The organism is endosymbiont 'TC1' of Trimyema compressum (assembly GCF_001584725.1).
Lineage (GTDB): Bacteria > Bacillota > TC1 > TC1 > TC1 > TC1.
In genome coordinates, this window is the sequence record NZ_CP014606.1 from 1,081,271 (window position 1) to 1,100,379 (window position 19,109).

General features: G+C 32.7%; 19 protein-coding genes and 1 pseudogene. 2 read left to right on the forward strand and 18 right to left on the reverse strand.

Annotation, left to right across the window (positions count from 1 at the left end):
• Positions 1–16 precede the first annotated feature (16 nt).
• Complete coding sequence (locus AZF37_RS06770) at positions 17–790, forward strand: hypothetical protein (RefSeq protein WP_088370125.1); 774 nt, start codon at positions 17–19, stop codon at positions 788–790.
• A 53-nt stretch (positions 791–843) separates the two neighbouring features.
• Here the strand turns inward: AZF37_RS06770 and AZF37_RS06775 are convergent, their stop codons facing one another.
• On the reverse strand, positions 844–1,035 hold the full coding sequence (locus AZF37_RS06775) for a helix-turn-helix transcriptional regulator (RefSeq protein WP_088370126.1): 192 nt from the start codon (positions 1,033–1,035) through the stop codon (positions 844–846).
• A 211-nt stretch (positions 1,036–1,246) separates the two neighbouring features.
• On the opposite strand from AZF37_RS06775, the gene AZF37_RS06780 reads away from it, so the two are divergent.
• On the forward strand, positions 1,247–1,750 hold the full coding sequence (locus tag AZF37_RS06780; protein WP_088370127.1) for a hypothetical protein: 504 nt from the start codon (positions 1,247–1,249) through the stop codon (positions 1,748–1,750).
• 173 nt (positions 1,751–1,923) lie between these two features.
• Here the strand turns inward: AZF37_RS06780 and cls are convergent, their stop codons facing one another.
• From cls to AZF37_RS06855, 17 genes and pseudogenes are all read right to left on the reverse strand, one after another.
• A complete protein-coding gene (gene cls, locus AZF37_RS06785) occupies positions 1,924–3,351 on the reverse strand; it encodes a cardiolipin synthase (RefSeq protein ID WP_088370128.1) in 1,428 nt (475 codons plus the stop codon).
• 7 nt (positions 3,352–3,358) lie between these two features.
• A complete protein-coding gene (locus tag AZF37_RS06790) occupies positions 3,359–3,895 on the reverse strand; it encodes a hypothetical protein (protein WP_088370129.1) in 537 nt (178 codons plus the stop codon).
• Between the two features lie 29 nt (positions 3,896–3,924).
• Positions 3,925–4,050, reverse strand: a complete 126-nt coding sequence (locus AZF37_RS12415) for a hypothetical protein (RefSeq protein WP_281178848.1) — start codon at positions 4,048–4,050, stop codon at positions 3,925–3,927.
• 261 nt (positions 4,051–4,311) lie between these two features.
• On the reverse strand, positions 4,312–4,677 hold the full coding sequence (locus tag AZF37_RS06795; RefSeq protein WP_088370130.1) for a desulfoferrodoxin family protein: 366 nt from the start codon (positions 4,675–4,677) through the stop codon (positions 4,312–4,314).
• A gap of 26 nt (positions 4,678–4,703) precedes the next feature.
• Positions 4,704–5,132, reverse strand: coding sequence for a Fur family transcriptional regulator (locus AZF37_RS06800; RefSeq protein ID WP_342668637.1), 429 nt, complete (start codon positions 5,130–5,132; stop codon positions 4,704–4,706).
• A gap of 167 nt (positions 5,133–5,299) precedes the next feature.
• A complete protein-coding gene (locus AZF37_RS06805; RefSeq protein ID WP_088370131.1) occupies positions 5,300–6,547 on the reverse strand; it encodes a DUF1015 domain-containing protein in 1,248 nt (415 codons plus the stop codon).
• Positions 6,548–6,579: 32 nt separating this feature from the next.
• Positions 6,580–7,488, reverse strand: a complete 909-nt coding sequence (locus tag AZF37_RS06810; RefSeq protein WP_088370132.1) for a D-2-hydroxyacid dehydrogenase — start codon at positions 7,486–7,488, stop codon at positions 6,580–6,582.
• A gap of 93 nt (positions 7,489–7,581) precedes the next feature.
• Positions 7,582–8,652: a pyridoxal-phosphate-dependent aminotransferase family protein gene (locus AZF37_RS06815; RefSeq protein WP_088370680.1), complete on the reverse strand. Its 1,071-nt coding sequence runs from the start codon at positions 8,650–8,652 to the stop codon at positions 7,582–7,584.
• Between the two features lie 32 nt (positions 8,653–8,684).
• Positions 8,685–9,146: a RidA family protein gene (locus AZF37_RS06820; RefSeq protein ID WP_088370133.1), complete on the reverse strand. Its 462-nt coding sequence runs from the start codon at positions 9,144–9,146 to the stop codon at positions 8,685–8,687.
• Between the two features lie 115 nt (positions 9,147–9,261).
• A complete protein-coding gene (locus tag AZF37_RS06825) occupies positions 9,262–11,679 on the reverse strand; it encodes a YfhO family protein (protein WP_088370134.1) in 2,418 nt (805 codons plus the stop codon).
• A 136-nt stretch (positions 11,680–11,815) separates the two neighbouring features.
• Complete coding sequence (locus tag AZF37_RS06830; RefSeq protein WP_088370135.1) at positions 11,816–13,753, reverse strand: 4Fe-4S dicluster domain-containing protein; 1,938 nt, start codon at positions 13,751–13,753, stop codon at positions 11,816–11,818.
• Positions 13,754–15,787, reverse strand: coding sequence for a formate dehydrogenase subunit alpha (fdhF, locus tag AZF37_RS06835; protein ID WP_088370136.1), 2,034 nt, complete (start codon positions 15,785–15,787; stop codon positions 13,754–13,756). It lies immediately after the preceding gene.
• Positions 15,788–15,809: 22 nt separating this feature from the next.
• Positions 15,810–16,757, reverse strand: coding sequence for a glycosyltransferase family 2 protein (locus tag AZF37_RS06840; protein WP_088370137.1), 948 nt, complete (start codon positions 16,755–16,757; stop codon positions 15,810–15,812).
• Positions 16,758–16,774: 17 nt separating this feature from the next.
• Positions 16,775–17,331 (reverse strand): annotated as a pseudogene (gene epsC / locus AZF37_RS06845) (serine O-acetyltransferase EpsC).
• A gap of 78 nt (positions 17,332–17,409) precedes the next feature.
• A complete protein-coding gene (locus AZF37_RS10595) occupies positions 17,410–17,568 on the reverse strand; it encodes a hypothetical protein (protein ID WP_162473965.1) in 159 nt (52 codons plus the stop codon).
• 30 nt (positions 17,569–17,598) lie between these two features.
• Positions 17,599–18,423, reverse strand: a complete 825-nt coding sequence (locus tag AZF37_RS06850) for an AfsR/SARP family transcriptional regulator (protein ID WP_088370138.1) — start codon at positions 18,421–18,423, stop codon at positions 17,599–17,601.
• Between the two features lie 141 nt (positions 18,424–18,564).
• A complete protein-coding gene (locus tag AZF37_RS06855; protein ID WP_088370139.1) occupies positions 18,565–18,996 on the reverse strand; it encodes a hypothetical protein in 432 nt (143 codons plus the stop codon).
• Positions 18,997–19,109: the final 113 nt, after the last annotated feature.

The window sequence follows — 19,109 nt, forward strand, 5'->3', positions numbered from 1 at the left end:
AAAGGGGTGGAGACCTGTGACTGTCTATAGTAAACCATTATCCAACCATATTGTCGAAGAGAAACATAGGGGTGTGTTTCAGAATAATGATACGTTAACTGAATTTTATGATGCTCTGAGTGTTCCTAAATTAATCCAGGAAGCAGAGCGACTAAAATTCAGTAAACATTTTACTATGGCAGCTCAGGTGCTTCAAATTGCCCAAAAAAAAATGTATAAAAACAAAGAGAAGCGTTTAGATTATCTTCTGAAATATCCTATGTACTTACAACTTTGTGGTAAAGAGTACAGTGGATGGATGGAATTTTTTTTCATCAAAAAGCTTCTCTTCTCTTACGAGAAAGACAATGAAATCACATTGAGTGAATTACTCTTTTATGAGTCAAAAATTTCAAATGTAATGTCAATCTTTCAAGAGAGAAAAAAAGAATATGCAAGCACTATTTTTTACACACTACGTTCCTATATAGAAACACTGCTTTCCTTGCACCACAATATTATTCAACAAAAGGAGCAAGAGTTTTTAACTACAGACGAAAATTTAAAAAAATCATTTCGTGGCTTAAGTACTCAAGGAGAACATTATTTGAAACTAAAGCAAGCATCTTTTCAAATTGTTTCAATGTTGGCAACCCCCTTACATAGAATCGGTTATTTGCCACTGCTTGAATCCTACTTTGATTTAACAAAAGAAACCTTAAAAGATATTCCGAATATTGATTACTTAACTTTGGAAGAACAAGTACAAGAAATATTTAATAATTATAAAAGAATGGATGAAGTATTTTAAATACTTCATCCATTCTTATCTTTACTTTATTGACATAAATGTTTGCGCAGTAATTACTCTCCAAATAATTCGTCTAATGTAGCATTTAACTCTTTCGAAATACCTTTGCAAATTCTTAAACTAGGATTGTACTTTCCTGCTTCAATTAAATTAATGGTCTGTCTAGTAACACCAATTCTGCCTGCCAAGTCTTTTTGGGAATATCCAAAGCGTATTCTGGCTTCACGAATTTTTTCTCTTTTCATCGCTCTCTTCTCTCCTCGCTATAATAATAATGATAAATTCATTCCCTAAAAATATTATATATTATTCTTTTTTTATTTTCAAGTTGTTTCGGCAAAAATATGAAGATAATTATTCTTTTATTGGCTTTTTCCTTGTTCAAACTTTAATCCCCTTAACTTTAATGCTATAATAATAAGTGAAAAAAATAACAATATGAAAGGGGATTAACCAATGAATCCTATGTTACAAAAATTGATTGACCAAGAATTTATGACAGAAAATGAAGCCAACTATCTTGCAGATGCAATTAAAGATGGCGATACTATCATTATCTCTGGTCACAGAGGACATGGTATTTTACCTTTATTGGCGTCTCTAGGTGCCACAGCTAAAGAATTTTATTCTGTAAAACCTGTACGCAATATTGACACAGATCTTCAAGATGAAAATGCAGATGTTTTTTTAATTGGAGATTTGAAAGATGTAAACTATAGTGAAGCCCTTGTAAAAGCCTTCTCTATTAAAGATAAATCTGTTATTACAATTAAGGATGCGGAGCACAGCTTTTCAGTTATGAAAGTTTTAATATATGTATTTAAAGCAACTGGAGATAATTCTAAAATTTACCAACTGGCTGAGTGCACTAAAGTTGATGATATTAAGAAACTAAAAAAACTCGTAAAAGTAACCCTAAATGAAAAAGGACGTCCAGTTAGAACAACTTTTGAAGGTTAGAGAATATAAATAAAATTAAAGAGATAGCTTTTCAACCCAAAAATAGGTTAAAAAGCTAATAAAAAAGCACAAATTTAATTGATTAGGTATCCGTCTCTAACGCAGATAATAAAAAATACACCTGCTCCTAAAACTATAAAAAGTATCAAGAAGACAATCATTGTTATCCCTTCTTACAATACTGGAGAAATCAAACGACTAATAGGCTCCTTTATACGAACCATGATAGACCTGTTATTATACATTTCCATGGTAATCTGAGTGCAGTGTTTTAAGTCTTCTTCAAATATATCCTTAAATGCTTTCCCCACCTTATTTCCATATAAAAATACATTTGTTTCAAAACTCAAATTAAAGCTTCTTTCATCAAAATTAGCACTACCAACACTACCAACTTTGCCATCAGCCATGATTGTTTTAGAGTGCAGAAAGCCATTATTATAAGTATAGGCCTTTAGTCCTAATGGTAATAAATCTCCAATAAATGAATAGGTAGCCCAATAAACAAAAATATGATCCTGCTTGTTGGGAATCATAATATGAATATCTACACCCTTTAATAAAGCAATTTTCATAGCTTCTAAAAATGGAGCATCTGGTACAAAGTATGGGCTTTGAATATAAATGTACTCTTTTGCGTGACTAATAATCTCCATATATGCTAATTTGATTTGAGCCAGTTTAGAATCTGGACCACTTGATAATACTTGGGCACCTATTTCCCCTTGATTTTCAGGGTCTCTAAAAACATCGTAATCAATTGCCATATCGTTGTTGCCAGCATGCCTCCAATCCAGTATAAAGCGTACTAAAAGAGCTTGAACACTAGTTCCTTGAATTCTCACATGAGTATCTCTCCAGTATCCCATTTTCTTTTTCATCCCTAAATATTCATCGCCAATATTGTAGCCACCTATATAAGCATACTTTCTATCAATAATAGCAATTTTTCTATGGTTTCTATTATTAACTCTAATATAAATTGATGTTACAGGAAAAGAAAAGGATACTTTGCCTCCTGTAGCAATTAGTTCTTTAAAATAGTTTCCTTTTACTTTTCTTGCTCCCAGATCATCTAACAGCAAACGAACTTTTACGCCTTCTTTTGCTTTTTTAATTAATAAGTCCCTAAAGCTTTCTCCTAGAATACCCCTTTTATAAATGAAGTACATTACATTGACCTCTTCTTTGGCATTCTCTATATCTTCCATAAATGCTTTAAATTTATCATGACCATTCATATAGAAATCGACTTCGTTATCATATGAAATAGGCAACTTATCTAGCTGACCAATTAAACGAATAATTTCCCGCTGGTCTTCAATTTCGCATCTAATTTTACATTTTTTCTCAGTTCTTTTTTGATTAGCTATTTTTATTATTAACTTTTTTTCACTATCTTCAAAATGAAATACTTTCTTTTTACTTAAGTCTCTTCCAAAAAAATAATAAACAATAAAGCCTATACCTGGTAAAGCTACAAAAATAAGTAGCCAAGCTGTTGTGCTTGCAGGATCCCTCCTCTGTAAAAATACAAAAGCAGCAATCCATAAACCATATAATAGTATTAATATTCCACTCACTGTTAATATTACACCCATTGAATAATTAATCCTCCAAAATTTTGTTAAATAAATAATTTAATCTATCTGCATCAATGCTCTTATTACACCTACTACATAAATAAATAATTTTATGTCTGTCTTCAATTAAAGCTACTTTATCTAGTAATTCAGGCTTATTCTGATTATCAAATTGCTGTAAAATATTCATAACTTGAGGGTTTGCTTCATAGTTGAATATTTCAGTAATAAAAAATTGATACCAATCATAATAAGAATTTTTGCCATAAGGCATTAAAAAAGAAATAAATTCAGAAATCCAACTAGTTTTCAAATAATAATTTCTATCAACTTTTGCTAAAAGTTTTTCAAAAGCTTTATATTGTCCTTCAATATATTGTTTCCCTAATTCCAAGCTTTCATCGTCTTTAGCAAAAATGTCATTTTCAATTGCCTCCAAAAAATAAAGTATTCTCCGATTTTTATTTTCCTCCATTATATAATAGCTTTCTTTGGCAATTTTAGGTATGCTTTTATAGGCTTCATCAACAATCTTTTTAATATCCATATCACAATAATCCATAACAGCTATAGTATCTCTATTTAAAAAGCCTAAAAATCCACTGGATAATAAGTTACCGGAACTAGGTTTTGCGCAACAGATTCATCAAATAACAGACGACTCCAAGAAGTACTATTGCCACAAAGGAGAGCTGTAACTGTAGCAAAGTCCAGCAACCATTTATTACCAATAGCAACAATACCTTGGCAATTATTTTGAAGATAAGTTAATGTTGCGCTTCTAACTTCATATAGACTATAAGGATAGTGTGCAGCTTTATAAAAACATCATTTTTGTTAACGCAATTTTCTGATATATTAAGCAAATTCAACCTTCAGTATCCTTTCCACAACTACTACTATTATACCTTTTTTTATTGATTATTTAAAGCAATAAAAAGCCTACGCTATTTTGCGTAGGCTTAATCTATACTTTTTTTATTCTGCTATCCATAAACCATGTAGATTACAGTATTCACGAGCAGATACTTTTTTAGCATTAGTCTTAAATGTAGCAATTGGCTCTTCACCAGGATTTAAAAACTGAATTTGACACTTATTACCTTCATTTAATTCAATCCACTGAATATAATGCTCAGGTAACATTGGGTGTAAAACACTTCCAATAGTTACTTTATAACCACCATCAATAGTCTCAATAACAGGAACATGTTTCTCAACTGCTGCATCTACTGAGTTTGCTTCTACTAAAGTAAGCCCTTCACAGTCGCCAGCTTCTACAGGGTTTGTTAGCCCTTCAACAATCGCACCATTTTTACAGACATAAATATTTCTTTGTACCATGTAAATCACTCCTTAAAATTAATATATTATTTATTAGCAAGACATTTTTTACAGATTCCTCTATAGTAAACTTCTCTTGCAATAATTTTATTCTCATTTAGCTTATCAACTTCTGTCTCAATTCGATTAATATTAAAATCAGTTACTAATCCACAATCTACACATTTAAAATGTCCATGGACAGCAGCATCTATATCATATCTTATTTCATTTTCCTCGATAAATAGCTTCTGAACTAAATTATGCTCTGTAAATAAATCCAGAGTATTATATACTGTTGTTTTTGATAATGTTGGAATGTCTGTATATAAAGCTCGGTAAATCATATCCACTGTAGGATGAGTATGATTCTTAACTAGGTAGTCTAGAATCATTATTCTTTGTACAGAGGGCTTTATACCAGCATCCTTCAAAAGAACTACTAATTCTTCTTGTTTCATTTTATTCTTAGCCACAAAACCACCTCTTTCATATTTGTAACAATTACATATCTACTATCATTAATAAGCTAATAATAACCTTTTAAAGCTATCTTGTCAATAAAATACTATAAATTCATTTTTGAGAAATGATTCTGTAAAAAAGAAGACTCTAATAAATATTAGAGTCTTCTACTAAAAACTTAACTTAATGTGTGAATAAATAATCCACTTCTTAATTTAGGCTCAAACCAAGTGCATTTTGGTGGCATAACTCTGTCTGCATCAGAAACTGCCATTAAATCCTTAATAGTCACCGGGAATAATGAGAATGCAACTTTCATATCTTCATTTACACGTCTCTCAAGCTCTCCTAGTCCTCTAATTCCACCAACAAAATCAATACGATTATTTGTTCGTGGATCTTCAATTCCTAAAATTGGATCGAGTAAGTTACTTTGTAAAATTGCTGCATCTAAACTCTCAACAGGATCCTGCTCAGGACAAGTACCCGGTTTTGCTGACATTACATACCATTTACCATCTAAAAACATACCAAATTCATTTTTCTTTCCTGGCTTAAATGGTGCCGTTTTGCTTTCAGTAATTGTAAACTTTTCGCCCACTTTATTTAAGAATTCTTCTGAAGAAAGTCCATTTAAATCTTTGACTACTCTGTTATAGTCCATTACATATAAATCTTCATCAGGGAAAATAACCGTTAAGAAACGATTAAACTCTTCCTCGTCAGTATAGTCAGGATTATCTTCTCTTCTCTTAATTCCTGTAGCTGCTGCTGAAGCAGAACGGTGGTGTCCATCTGCAATGTATAGATAATCAATAGATGCAAATAATTCTGTTAACTTAGCAACTAAAGCTTCGTCATCTAATACCCAAACAGTATGTGTAATGTCATCTTCAGTAGTTACGTCATAGGTAGCTGCATGGCTCTCTACCCAGTCATTGATAATTTTGCTAATTTCTTCTTTTTTTCTATATGTAAAGAACACAGGTTCTGTATTAGCATCACACACATCAAAATGGTTAATTCTATCTAATTCTTTTTCTTTTCTTGTGAATTCATGTTTCTTAATAACATTATTCATATAGTCATCAATAGAAGCACATGCAACTAAACCAGTTTGCACTCTACCTTCCATTTTTTGACGATAAATGTAAAAACAAGATTTCTCATCAGTAATCAGAATACCCTCTTGACGCCATTTATCTAAAACGTCTTTTGCTTTTAAGTATACTTCTTTAGAATAAGCATCTACAGACTCAGGCAATTCAATTTCAGAACGAACAATTCTTAAAAATGAATGTGGTTTCCCTTCTGCCATTTCTTTTGCTTCTTTTCTATTCATTACGTCATAAGGAAGAGAAATCATCTCTTCAGCCATTTTTTGATCTTTAGGACGTACACCTTTAAAAGGTCTTACTGCTGCCATAAAAAAATTCCTCCTCGTATTTTTATCTAAATTTAAAATGAAAAATTTGTAATTAAATCAACAACTTCTGCTCCAATTCTCTTTTGAGCTTCACCAGTTGAAGCTCCAATGTGAGGGGTTACAGAAACTTTAGGATGGTTTATTAAAACTGTATTATCAGTTGGTTCTTTTTCAAATACATCAATACCAGCTGCAGCTACTTTACCATTGTCTAAAGCTGTAATTAAAGCTGCTTCATCAACAACGCCACCTCTAGCACAGTTAATTAAATAAACGCCATCTTTCATTTGAGCAAACTCTTTTGAGCCAATTGTTGCACCAGCTTGTTTGTCAAAAGGAATGTGTAAAGAAACAAAATCTGCATCCTTAAGGACATCATCTTTGGCACAATGCTTAAATTGATCATAACCTGCAACTTTACCCAATAAATCTGTATAAATAACTTTCATACCAAGTGCCTCTGCTTTTTTTGCAAGAGAACGAGCAATTCTACCAAAGCCAATTAAACCTAATGTTTTACCATCAAGTTCAACTCCTTTATAGTTTTTCTTTTCCCATTTTCCTTCTCTCATTGTTACATTGGTGATTCCAATGTGACGCGCTACAGAAAACATATGTCCTAAGGCTAATTCAGCTACGGAATCACTGCTTGCTGAAGGTGTATTAGTAACTGTTACACCAGCTTTTTCACCTGCTGGAATATCAATATTATCAATACCTACTCCAGCTCTAATAGCTAATTTTAAGTTACCACCATTTATACCTTCAAAAATTTCCGCTGTCAATTTAGTTGCCGAACGAATAACAACAGCATTTACTTCTTTTAACTTGGCAATTAATTCAGCACCATCATAGTGATTTGTATCTACTTCACAGCCTGCTGCTTTTAATGCTTCTTCAGCACTTTTATCAATACCATCATTTGCTAAAACTTTAATCATTATAAATCTCCTCCTAAACTTTTATTCTTAAAAACAATAGAACCAGAAAATAATTCCTGGTTCTATATTGCATTTCTATTTCAATGTAAAACCTTATAGACCTAAAATATCTTCTATCTCAACCAATAAAGCCTTAACTTGTTGAATAGTTGTATCAGCCATGTGAGCAATTCTAAATGTCTTCTCTTTTAAAGAACCATAGCCATTAGATATTGCATAGCCTCTCATAGCTAAACGTTTGTTTAAGTCTTTTACACTAATGTCTCTAGTATTCTTAATAGTAGTTAGTGTATTTGAACAGTATTTTTCATCTGCAAGTAATTCAAAATGTTTCTTAGCCCAAGCACGGACAAATTTAGCCATTTCTGTATGGCGAGCAAATCTGTTTTCAATACCCTCAAGCATGATTTGGTCTAATTGGTAATCTAATGCATACATTAATGATAATGCTGGTGTTGAAGGATACTGATGATTTTTCTTTTCAATAGTTTCATAAATTTCAACCATATCAAAATATAAGCCTCTGTTTTCAACAGTTTTAGCTCTTTCATACGCTTTCTCCGAAAAAGAACAAATCGCTAATCCTGGAGGTAAACCTAAAGCTTTTTGAGTTGAAGTAATTAGAACATCAATCCCTAATTTATCCACTTCAATTTTAGCGCCTGCTGCAGAACTTACTGCATCAACTAACCAAATTACGTCAGTATACTTTTTGACAACCTCAGCAATTTCCTCTACAGGGTTTTGAATGCCGACAGAAGTTTCATTATGAGTTACTGTAACAACGTCATAATCCCCAGTTGCCAATGCTTTTTCAACATCAGCAGCCAATGTTGGTTGGCCAGGCTCAACTGAAAACTTATCTGCTGGAATATTGTTTGCTACAGCCATTTTATACCATCTATCGCCAAATGCGCCAATTGAAAATACAGCAGCTTTCTTTTTTGCACAAGAGCGAATAGCCCCTTCCATAAAACCACTTCCTGAAGAAGTAGATAGCATTATTCTGTTTTCTGTATAAAATAGCTTTTGCATTTTATCATGAATACCTTTTTGTAGTACACTTGAATCATTAGTTCTGTGACCAATCATAGGTGTAACCATTTTTTGTAAAACTTCCGGCGATACATCAACAGGACCTGGAATAAATAAACGTGTACGCATTGACATATTGAATGTTCCTCCTTAAATCAAATTTATTTTTTTATTTTAACGATCATACCAACTTCTACTGAAGCGCCTAATGGTAAACCGCTGTTACCAATAGCAAAACGAGCATGTTTACCTGCATCGCCAAAAATAGTGCCTAGAATATCTGATGCACCATTGATTACTTGTGGTTGCCCTGTAAAGTCATTTGTTGAATTTACAAAACCTTGAACTTGAACAATTTTTTCTACGTTATCTAAAGATCCAGCAATCTTCTTAACAACACCTAAAGCATTGATAGCACAAATTTTTGCTGCTTCATAACCTTCCTCAACTGATACATCTTTATTAACGATTCCCTTATATTTCACGTCGCCTTCCATAACTGGTAATTGACCTGAAACATAAATAAGACCATCCACAAGTACACCTGGCTCATATGCTGCTGTTGGCACTCCTGGTGTAGGGATGGTTATACCTAATTCTTTTACTTTTTCTTCAAAAGACATTATAATTCTCTACCTCCTTAAATTAAATATATCTACAAACAAGTATACCATCTTTCTCCCTATAAATAAAGAGGCAGAGCCTATAGTTTTCCTCCCTCGCCCTTAATTATTGGTTTTAATAATCTTTACTTATTTTTTTAAACTTTGTTCGGATTCTTCTTATCCCCAATAGGTAAATGCCACTCACAATAAGAGCACCACCACTTATCAATAGTCCAACCTTTAATCCTGGGGGAAAATAACTAAATGATATCTCATTAATGCCAGCCTCTCCCTTTACTGCCATTAAACCGATTTGCACCTGTTCAATTGGGGCAGGGCGTCCATTAACTGTTGCTGTCCAACCAGCATCATAAGGAACACTAAGAAAAACTAAATTTTCTTTTGGTAAATTAATTTTCAAACTAAAACCTTTATTATTTCTTTCAAATGCAGTTCCTGTTACGGTTCTTCTATTTTCTACATCTTTTACAAAAGCGCTGTAAGAACTATCCTTCATAGTTTCAAGAGGTAGTGGCTTTAATATGGAATCATACTTGTTAATCTGCTCTTTAGTTAATACTAAACCTTTTAATAACGCCTTATCTCTTTGTTGAGGCATTAATTCATTAAAATAAGCTTCTTCATCAATATAATTATCATAAACAAACCCAAATGGAACATAATTATCATTAATGAATATATTGTAATCCAATTGTTTTTCGTAAAATGAAAAACCTGGCAAAGGTGGCACTTTATTAACTATTTTTTGATTTCTTTTTAGCATCATTTTTTCTGTCATATGAACATTAGGTTCTTCTGTACTATTAAAGTACCACTTAACAGACAAAAAAGCTGGAAAAGCATACTGTTTTCCACTGAGATTAGAAACCATAGCTCTCTTAGCGCCAATACTCTCATACAAAGGATGAACACTATTAGATATAATACTATGAAAAGTAGTTATACTTGATTTATCCCAATAAAAAGCTAAATTAAAATGCTTATTTTCTGAATCAATCCTCTCTAGCTGTCCATTACTATCTGGCAATTGGATTTTATGCTCTAACAAATTAGGCACAATAAAGCCAGCTGCATCTAAACTGTTTGTGTATTTTTTCCCCACGAAAATAAAATATATACCATGAAGGCCAATAACTAAAGACAATATACTCAAGGTAAATTGGTAAAAATATTTTTGCCATTTTTTACTTGCCCTTATTTTAAATAAAAACCAAAGTAAAAAGAGACAAATTAAAGCGATAACCACCATACTAATAAAGCGATCCTGCTTTAAATAATCATAAAACCCAAACTGCCATCCTGCAAGGGTTTGACTTGGTATAAAAGCCGTAACTAAAGCAATAATTGCTGTTAAGCCTAGAATTACCTTAATACTATATCGCCACCTACGACTACGCTCTAAAGCAATTGCAGTTCCTAGGCACATAATAAGAATAGGCATATAAAACCATCTAGCATAATATTCACTTCTGAATAAATAAAACATACTATTTAAAAACGGAATAAATGCAATAATTGTTGATATTATTAATAGCCACTTAATAAATTGAAAACGCTTTTCCTTAATTGTCCAAAATGCAACGATACCTGTTAAACCAAATAACGGAAGCCACCCACCAATTGATGCCCAAGGTGAAGAACCCTTAAAAAATACCATTTGCCCCTGAATTTCTGGCGGAAAGAAAAAACCACTAACAATACTTAAATAATTGCCTGGTGTTTTCAAATAAATCAAGCCACTAAGAAGGCCAATTCCCTCTTCTGTTCTATCATTGCCTAACAGAACTAATGCCGATGGAATCAGCAAAAAAGCACTTAATAAGCATCCTAATAATACTTCTATACTACCTGTCCAAAATTTAGTCCATGTCATTTTGTAACCACCAGTCTTACAGCGAACAATTAAATAAATTAAAGTGAAAATCATAGAGCCAATAAAGAAGAAATAATTAACAATAGCATTTACAAAAACAGCACCCATAAACCAACCTTTTTTACCTTCAATCATCAGCTTATCTAAAGCAATTAAAAGAAGAGGAAAAAAAATTACTGCTTCTTGAAAATGGTTAAAAAACATACTGGTAATGCAAAATCCTGAAAAAGTATAGAGTAACCCGCCGATTACTGCATTATACTTATTTCTTACAAAACGTCGTATAAACAAATATCCTGTAAGACCACCACAAGAAAACTTAAGAATCAATAATGGTCCCATTAAATATGAAATCCACTCAACAGGAAAAGGAACTGTTAGCCAAAAAAATGGACTTCCCAATAAGTAGAAACTATAAGAACCAATAAAATTAGCCCCTAAATCAGTTGTCCGACTCCATAAAAAACTACCGCTTCGCACTGCTTCATGAGCCGTTATATAAAAAGGAATCTGTTGGTGATTAAAATCATTCCATAAAAATAAATGCCCCCCATCTCTAATAATGAAAGGTAATAAAAAGATTACTGCTATTAGTAACCCCAATAGAAAAACTAACAGTTTTTTATCTCGATAAGGTGACTGCATTACTATTTTCAATTAAATTCCCCTTTCTATAACAAAAACACCTCTGATGTATATATCAGAGAAGTTTTTCAATCTTCTATTTTCTTATTATAACATAAAAGAAAGCTCTCATAATAGAGAACTTTCTTTTTATTTTAAAATATTAATATCAATATTCTGGTGGTAATTGTAACATTTGAGTATAGTTAAATACTGGTCCATCTACACACATATAGTGTGAACCGACTTTACAGTGACCGCACTTGCCTGCACCGCAACGCATATGGGTTTCTAAGGTTACAAGAATATCGTCAGAATCTAGTCCTAATTTAAGCAAATCTTTTGCTACCTTTTTAATTCGGCTTGGAGAAGCACAGAGAACACTTGTTGTCTTTTCCCAATTCAACCCCAAATCTGGAAGCAAATCATTAATATAGCCTACATAAGCATCTACTTCATCTGTTGGTTTTGCTAAGGCATATAACACTCTCACATTAGGTAACTGGCTCCATTTCTTTAAATCCTCTTTATAAATTACACCATCATAGCTTACGCCACTGGCAATAATGACCACCTGTCCAAAAGCTTCTGGATGATCTAGAATTTGAGCAATCATAGTTCTCACAGGAGCTAAACCAACACCTGAACCAATAACTAAAATATCTCGACCTTTAATCTCCTCATAAGGGAAAGCACTACCAAAAGGTCCTCTTAATCCAACTTTATCCCCTGGCTTTAAATCATGAATAGCCCTTGTAACTTTACCCACTTTTTTAATAGCAAAGTCGAGAATATTTGTTTCACTTGGTCCAAAAGGAATAGAAATAGCTATTTCCCCTACTCCAAAAACTGTAATTTCAAAAAACTGACCCTTAAAGTCATAGCTATGATGCAGTGTTTCATCATCATACTTAAATGAAAAACGCTTCATATCTTTACCTTCATCCATTACAGATACAATAGTAGCTAATTCAGGAGTATACATACCTTTTGTGTTTTGTATTTCTCTTTCATATATTTCATAACGAACGTCATTAACTTGACGTGGATCCACTTCTAATTCAGGATTCTCTTCCATTTCTTTGGCCAACCTCTGAACAATATCAATAATGCTAATATAAGTTGGACAAACATCAACACAACGGCCACAACCCGTACAACCTTTATAGCCAAAACGCTCTTCAATATATTTTAATTTATCATAAATACGAAAACGTGTCTTTGCAACAACATCTCTAGTATTGTGATTACCTGCATTTAATGTAAATGCTAAACTTTGACAGCTGTCCCAATAACGAACACGGGTGCCTTCATCTGCACTTTTATTCTCTTCAACAACATTAAAACAAGTACAAGTTGGACAAACATTAGTACACCCTGTACAAGCAATACAACCTTTTGCTGCGTCATCCCAGATTGGTGAAGAAAATGTTTTAGTTAAAATTGACTGTATTTTATCAAGTGGTAAGTGAACCTTAAATGTTTCTTCAGCTTTTTTCTTAAGTTGTTCTTTTGTCTCTAAGTATGATTTAGAATCTTCAACTTTCTCAAGTAAAGGCTTAGCTACATTAATAAGGGAATCCCCTTTTTCTGAGTATACTTCAAATAAATAGCCGTCAGCAACTGGAGTAACTTCTATATCTTGTCCATTTGTAGCAAAAGGTCCTCCTAAATCGAAAGAAGAACAATAGCAAGAATTGCCAGCTTTCAGACAATTCATTTGAACTAAAAAAGTATCCTCACGTCTAACCTTGTAGTTAATATCTTCAAACTCTCCTAGGTAAAAGCGGTCCATATAGAGCATGCCATAAGTATCACAAGAACGAATCCCAAAAAAGACTCTTTTCCCTCTGTTTATTTCATTTTCAGGTGTGCTAATAGAAACATTACCATCTGTTTGCTTTTCCCAGCGAAATAGCTCTTCTTTGGGATTAAAAACATATTCTTTTACAGGCAATGAGAAATTAATAAAATCCTCAGTATATTTTTCTTTATTATAAGGAAGAAGTTCAACATCTCCTAAGTTTTTAGTTGGTGCATAAACAGTCATTGTCTCATTCCATTTTGACAATAAGTCATGCAACTTTTCTTTTTTTAAAAAATACATCTATAGCACCTCTATTCTAACTGCGAAAGATTTTAATTGGGGAATTTTTGCTAATGGATCAAGTTCTTTATCATTAGTCAATGCATTAACTAAACTTTCTTTAAAGTGGAAAGGCATAAAGACAATTCCTCTACCAATTCTATTCGTAATACGGACTTCTGTTTCCAAGCTTCCTCTTTTATTAGCTACTCGTACTTTTCTAAAATCCCAAAGCCCCATTTCCTTTGCATCATGTTCATTAATTTCAATAAAACTCTTGCTGGCTTCCCTTTCAAGATTCCATACTCGACGAGTCATTGTACCTGTATGGTAATGATGATGAATTCGTCCAGTTGTCATTAAGAAAGGATATTCCTCTGTCGGCAACTCAGATGGCGAAATATACGGGTTAATGGTTAATAAGCCTTTGCCTCTAGAAAATGTATCTTTATGCATATAAGGTGTTCCTGGATGATCAATTGAAGGACAGGGCCATTGAATCCCAATATCTTCAATTCTATCATAAGTAATACCCCTATATATTGTAGTCATTTCATTTATTTCTTCCATAATATCTTTAGGGTGCTCATAAGCTGCATCCACATTAAACAAGCTGATAACATCTCTTAGAATTTCCCAATCTGCTTTTGCATTACCAACTGGGTCAATTACTTTTCTGACCCGTTGAACTCTTCTTTCAGTATTAGCAAATGTACCATCTTTTTCAACAAAACTTGCTCCTGGTAAGACAACATCAGCGTACTCAGCAGTCTCAGTCATAAAAATATCCTGAACAACTAAGAAGTCAGCTGCTTCAAGAGCCTCAACAACATGAGCCTGGTTTGGGTCAGACATTACAGGATTCTCACCAATAACATAAAGACCTTTCATTTCACCATTAAGTACCTGCCCAAAAATCTCAGTTAATTTATAGCCGATTTTACATGAGGTCTGTTGTCCCCACTTCTGTTTAAATTTATCATGAACTTTCTTATCAGATGCTTTTTGATAACCTGGAAATTCAGCTGGAACAGCCCCCATATCACAGGAACCCTGAACATTATTCTGTCCACGTAGTGGGTTAACACCAGCCCCTTCTTTTCCTACATTACCTGTAATCATAGCTAAATTAGCTAATGCAGCAACAGTTGATGAGCCAGTAATATGCTGCGTTACACCCATGGTATAAGCAATAGAGCCATTCTTAGCTGTTGCATATCCTCTGGCCATTTCACGAATTATTGCTTCAGATAATCCAGTAACTTCAACAGCTAACTGAAGATCTTCTTCATCAATTGAATCCATTAGCTCTTCATAACCTTCAGTTCTTTCAAGAATAAACTTTTCATCAGCCAATCCCTCAGAAAATATCACATAAATCATAGCATTAATTAAGGCTAAGTTAGTACCAGGTTGAATTAGTGCGTAAACATCAGCATAATCTGCTAGTTGAATTCTCCTTGGATCAATTACATAAAGCTTGCCGCCTTTTAGTTTAGCTTCAATTATACGAGTAGCAACTAAAGGGTGCTGTTCTGTTGTATTAGATCCTATGACAATAGTGCAATCTGCTTTACTAAAATCATCAATGCTATTGGTCATGGCTCCACTGCCAAATACAGTTGCTAAACTAGCAACAGTGGGACTGTGTCAAAGACGTGCACAATGATCAATAGTAGCCGTTCGCAATGCTGCTCTACCAAGTTTTGAAGTTAAAAAGTTTTCTTCATTAGTACAGCGAGCACTTGCTAAAATACCAATATGTTCAGTGTTATCACCTTCTGCCATGATTTTACTAAAACCTTCTTTAATTTTATCATATGCTTCTTCATAAGTAGCTTCCCTAAAAACACCATTTTCTTTTATTAATGGAGACTTTAGTCTATCTTTATTATGAACAAAGTTAAATCCATGCCACCCTTTTGCACAAATTTTACCTCTATTCACTATATGGTTTCTAGGTGGTTTAGCACTGACAACTTTACCATTTTCTTCTGTCAGAATTAAGCCACAACCACAACCACAATATCCACAGGTTGTTAATGTTTCACTCATTGTTTTCCTCCGTTTTGAACAATTATTTCTTTAAAAAAGTTTCTCCCAAATACCTTGGTCGCCCTTTAACCTCGTTATAGATTTTGCCAATATACTCACCACAAATACCTAAGGCAAATAACTGAATACCGCCTAATAACCAAATAGAGGATATTAAACCAGTCCATCCAGCTACTGGATTTCCAAGAATTTTATTAATCAAAGCCACAATTAGAATAATAAAGCTAATAATAAATATAAGAATACCAATACTAGCAATCATTCTCAATGGCTTTACACTAAAAGAAGTTACCCCTTCCCAAGCAAATTTCAACATTTTACTTAATGGGTACTTACTCTCTCCAGCAAAACGCTCATTACGGTCGTAATAAACAGTATCATTTTTATAGCCAATTAAAGGCACTAGTCCTCTTAAAAAAAGATTGATCTCTTTATACTCGGCTAATGCTTCTAGTGCTTGATTACTCATAAGACGACAATCAGCATGGTTATATACTATATCTACGCCAAGCTTTGCCATAAACTTATAAAAGCCTATTGCAGTCATTTTTTTGAACTTAGTATCGGTTTCTCTGCTATTTCGAACTCCATAAACAATATGACATCCTTCATTGTATTTCTCAATAAAACCATCTATAACACCAATATCATCCTGAAGATCTGCATCCATAGATACACTGTAATCACAAATATTTTTAGCATACATTAGCCCAGCCAACAAAGCATTCTGATGTCCTTTATTATGAGCTAATTTCAATCCGCAAACATACGGATTTTCCTTATGAAGGTATTCAATTAATATCCACGTTCTATCTTTACTACCATCATCTACATAAAGAATTCTACTGGTAGTAGCAATTCTATCCTCGGCTATTAGCTGATCTAATTTTTTAGTTAATCGGCGCGTAGTTTCCTCAATAACAGGTTCTTCATTATAGCAAGGAATAACAAGATAAAGCGTTTTCTTCATTTCAATCTCCACATTTTTTATTTTTCTTTCTGATCATTTTCTTTGACTTTTGTATATCTATTAAATGTCTTATTTCCAATTTTAACAGTTCTTGCTGCATGTCCAACAGTTGTTGAATTTTCCTCTGTATCCTTTATTACAATAGCGCCCGCTCCAATTTTACTACCTTTAGAAATAACGATAGGCCCTAAAACTTTAGCGCCAGCCCCAACAATTACACCATCTTCTATAGTCGGATGTCTTTTTCCTACATCTTTACCAGTTCCTCCTAATGTTACACCTTGATAAATAGTAACATTATTACCAATAATTGTAGTTTCACCAATTACAACACCCATACCATGGTCAATAAAAAAATTTTTCCCAATTGTTTCCCCTGGATGTATTTCAATTCCAGTAAAAACCGTCCCAACTGAGATAGTAATCTTGGAATAAAACGCAACCCATTTCTATACATAAAATTTGACGGTCTAAAGAACCACATTATATGAACTGATGGATATAATAAAATCATTTCAATTACCGATCTTGCAGCTGGATCCATTTCCCTAATGTGATCAAAGTAAGCCTTCATCTTCTCTCTCCTTTTTAAACTGCTCCTTCCAATAATTATATAACACTATATTTATAAGAGCAATCATATAAAAGGCGATTAAAAGGGAAAAATGATTTTTTCAAGAACTTTAGAATCTAAAGTTTTCGTTTCTGTTCCATAAACTATTTCTTTATCTGATTTTAAGAAATCTTCCTTCTTATTTTTTAAAATAATTGACTGTAATTGCTCTCCATAACTCCTATCTTTTTCATACAAAATTCTACAATATTCTTCTGCTTCTTCCCATCAATTATACTTCATAGCTATATCAAGCATTATAGATTCCATATTAATAATATTTTTAAAAACTTTAGTCTCTACTTGCCATTCCCAGCTCCCTTCCTTCCCAACAGGTGAAAAAGGAGTCTTAATCCAAGCCAAAAGAGTTTTAAAGTACTTTTGACATAAAACAAATTCTTCATTTTGATAACACTGTCCCCCCCTTTTATAAAGTAAATTAAATTCCTTGATATCTGTTAAAATCTTATAGCCACTTTTCAAGTATATATAACCATTGCGAGATTCGTAAAAAGACTCTATTCCAGCTTCATTCAATAGTTTATTTAGTTTACTTAAAGCTACTCTTAAATTTGCATCTCGTCCGTCTGAATCAACGCCATTCCAAAAAGTTCTTTTAATTTCCTCTCTGTTAATGGGTTCAGGAAATTCATAAAGAAGAAAAAATAGAATGCGCCTTATCTTTTTTCTATTTAAAGAAAAATCAGAATAATCCTGTCCTTCAATTTTAAAGCTTGTCGCATTCAAGAAACTAGCTTTTATTGCTTTTATTGCTTTTATTTTAAAATATTGCTGGTGTAATAAACTTGTGTGCTTAAACACAAGGAAAGAGTTTTCATCTAGAATAAACTCTAATTGCTTATTCAAAGTCTTAAACTGGAATTGATTTTCCTTTTTACCCCAAGCTAAGATTAATAAATAACATTCCAGTGTACCTAAATTATCCTTAATGGATAAATAGTAATTGAAGGCCTTCTCTAGTTTTGATTGTCCCTTAGACCCATCTCCTTTAAAATAAAAAAGCAGACCTTCAACTTTTCTTAGAAAGCCCACATAAGGTATCTCTTTAGGGCAATATTTCTTCAATCTTCTTATAATGCCTTGAAGACCTCTTTCATTTTTTCTTGATAATATACTCTTAAAAAAGAGAGAATATTTTCAATAAAAATATAGGTTCATTATTTTCTTTAACAATTAAAAACACTGTTCTAGATACCATAAACATTTTTCATATTTTTCTTTTTGAAAGAAGTAGTGGCTTAGCAAAAAGAAATAATAATCAAGATTTCTGGTTAATAATCTTTCCTTGTATTTCTTTAACAATTTATAAAAATACTGGTCAGATTCCGTAGCACTACTTTTCAAATAGCTATGGTAAACTAAGCTCAATAAACTATAGTAGGATAATGAATCCTCTGAATAATTTAATCTAATCCAAAACAAACTAGGTACATGAAAAACACCATAAGTTCTATAAAAACTCATAGGAATATACTTATTAATTTTTTTGCCTTTCAACCAGCATTTAATACAATCAAAATATATTTTTTCAGCACATTGATTGCCAATAGACTCAATTAATTGACAACTACCTTTACCTAATATAAAGTTTAACCGCTGTGTCATTAATTTATAAAGAGGATGTTTGGCAAAAGAACTAACAAGATAATTAAGAGATGGCTTGAAATGAAAATTTTTTTCATATAAAATCCTCCGTATTAAAATAGTTACTAAACCAC

Coding starts and splice junctions, on each gene's coding strand:
- AZF37_RS06775 (WP_088370126.1), bottom strand. CDS start 1,035: ATGAAAAGAGAAAAAATTCGTGAAGCCAGAATACGCTTTGGATATTCC.
- AZF37_RS06780 (WP_088370127.1), top strand. CDS start 1,247: ATGAATCCTATGTTACAAAAATTGATTGACCAAGAATTTATGACAGAA.
- cls (WP_088370128.1), bottom strand. CDS start 3,351: ATGGGTGTAATATTAACAGTGAGTGGAATATTAATACTATTATATGGT.
- AZF37_RS06790 (WP_088370129.1), bottom strand. CDS start 3,895: ATGGATTATTGTGATATGGATATTAAAAAGATTGTTGATGAAGCCTAT.
- AZF37_RS06795 (WP_088370130.1), bottom strand. CDS start 4,677: ATGGTACAAAGAAATATTTATGTCTGTAAAAATGGTGCGATTGTTGAA.
- AZF37_RS06805 (WP_088370131.1), bottom strand. CDS start 6,547: ATGGCAGCAGTAAGACCTTTTAAAGGTGTACGTCCTAAAGATCAAAAA.
- AZF37_RS06810 (WP_088370132.1), bottom strand. CDS start 7,488: ATGATTAAAGTTTTAGCAAATGATGGTATTGATAAAAGTGCTGAAGAA.
- AZF37_RS06815 (WP_088370680.1), bottom strand. CDS start 8,652: ATGCGTACACGTTTATTTATTCCAGGTCCTGTTGATGTATCGCCGGAA.
- AZF37_RS06820 (WP_088370133.1), bottom strand. CDS start 9,146: ATGTCTTTTGAAGAAAAAGTAAAAGAATTAGGTATAACCATCCCTACA.
- AZF37_RS06830 (WP_088370135.1), bottom strand. CDS start 13,753: ATGTATTTTTTAAAAAAAGAAAAGTTGCATGACTTATTGTCAAAATGG.
- AZF37_RS06840 (WP_088370137.1), bottom strand. CDS start 16,757: ATGAAGAAAACGCTTTATCTTGTTATTCCTTGCTATAATGAAGAACCT.
- AZF37_RS06855 (WP_088370139.1), bottom strand. CDS start 18,996: ATGACACAGCGGTTAAACTTTATATTAGGTAAAGGTAGTTGTCAATTA.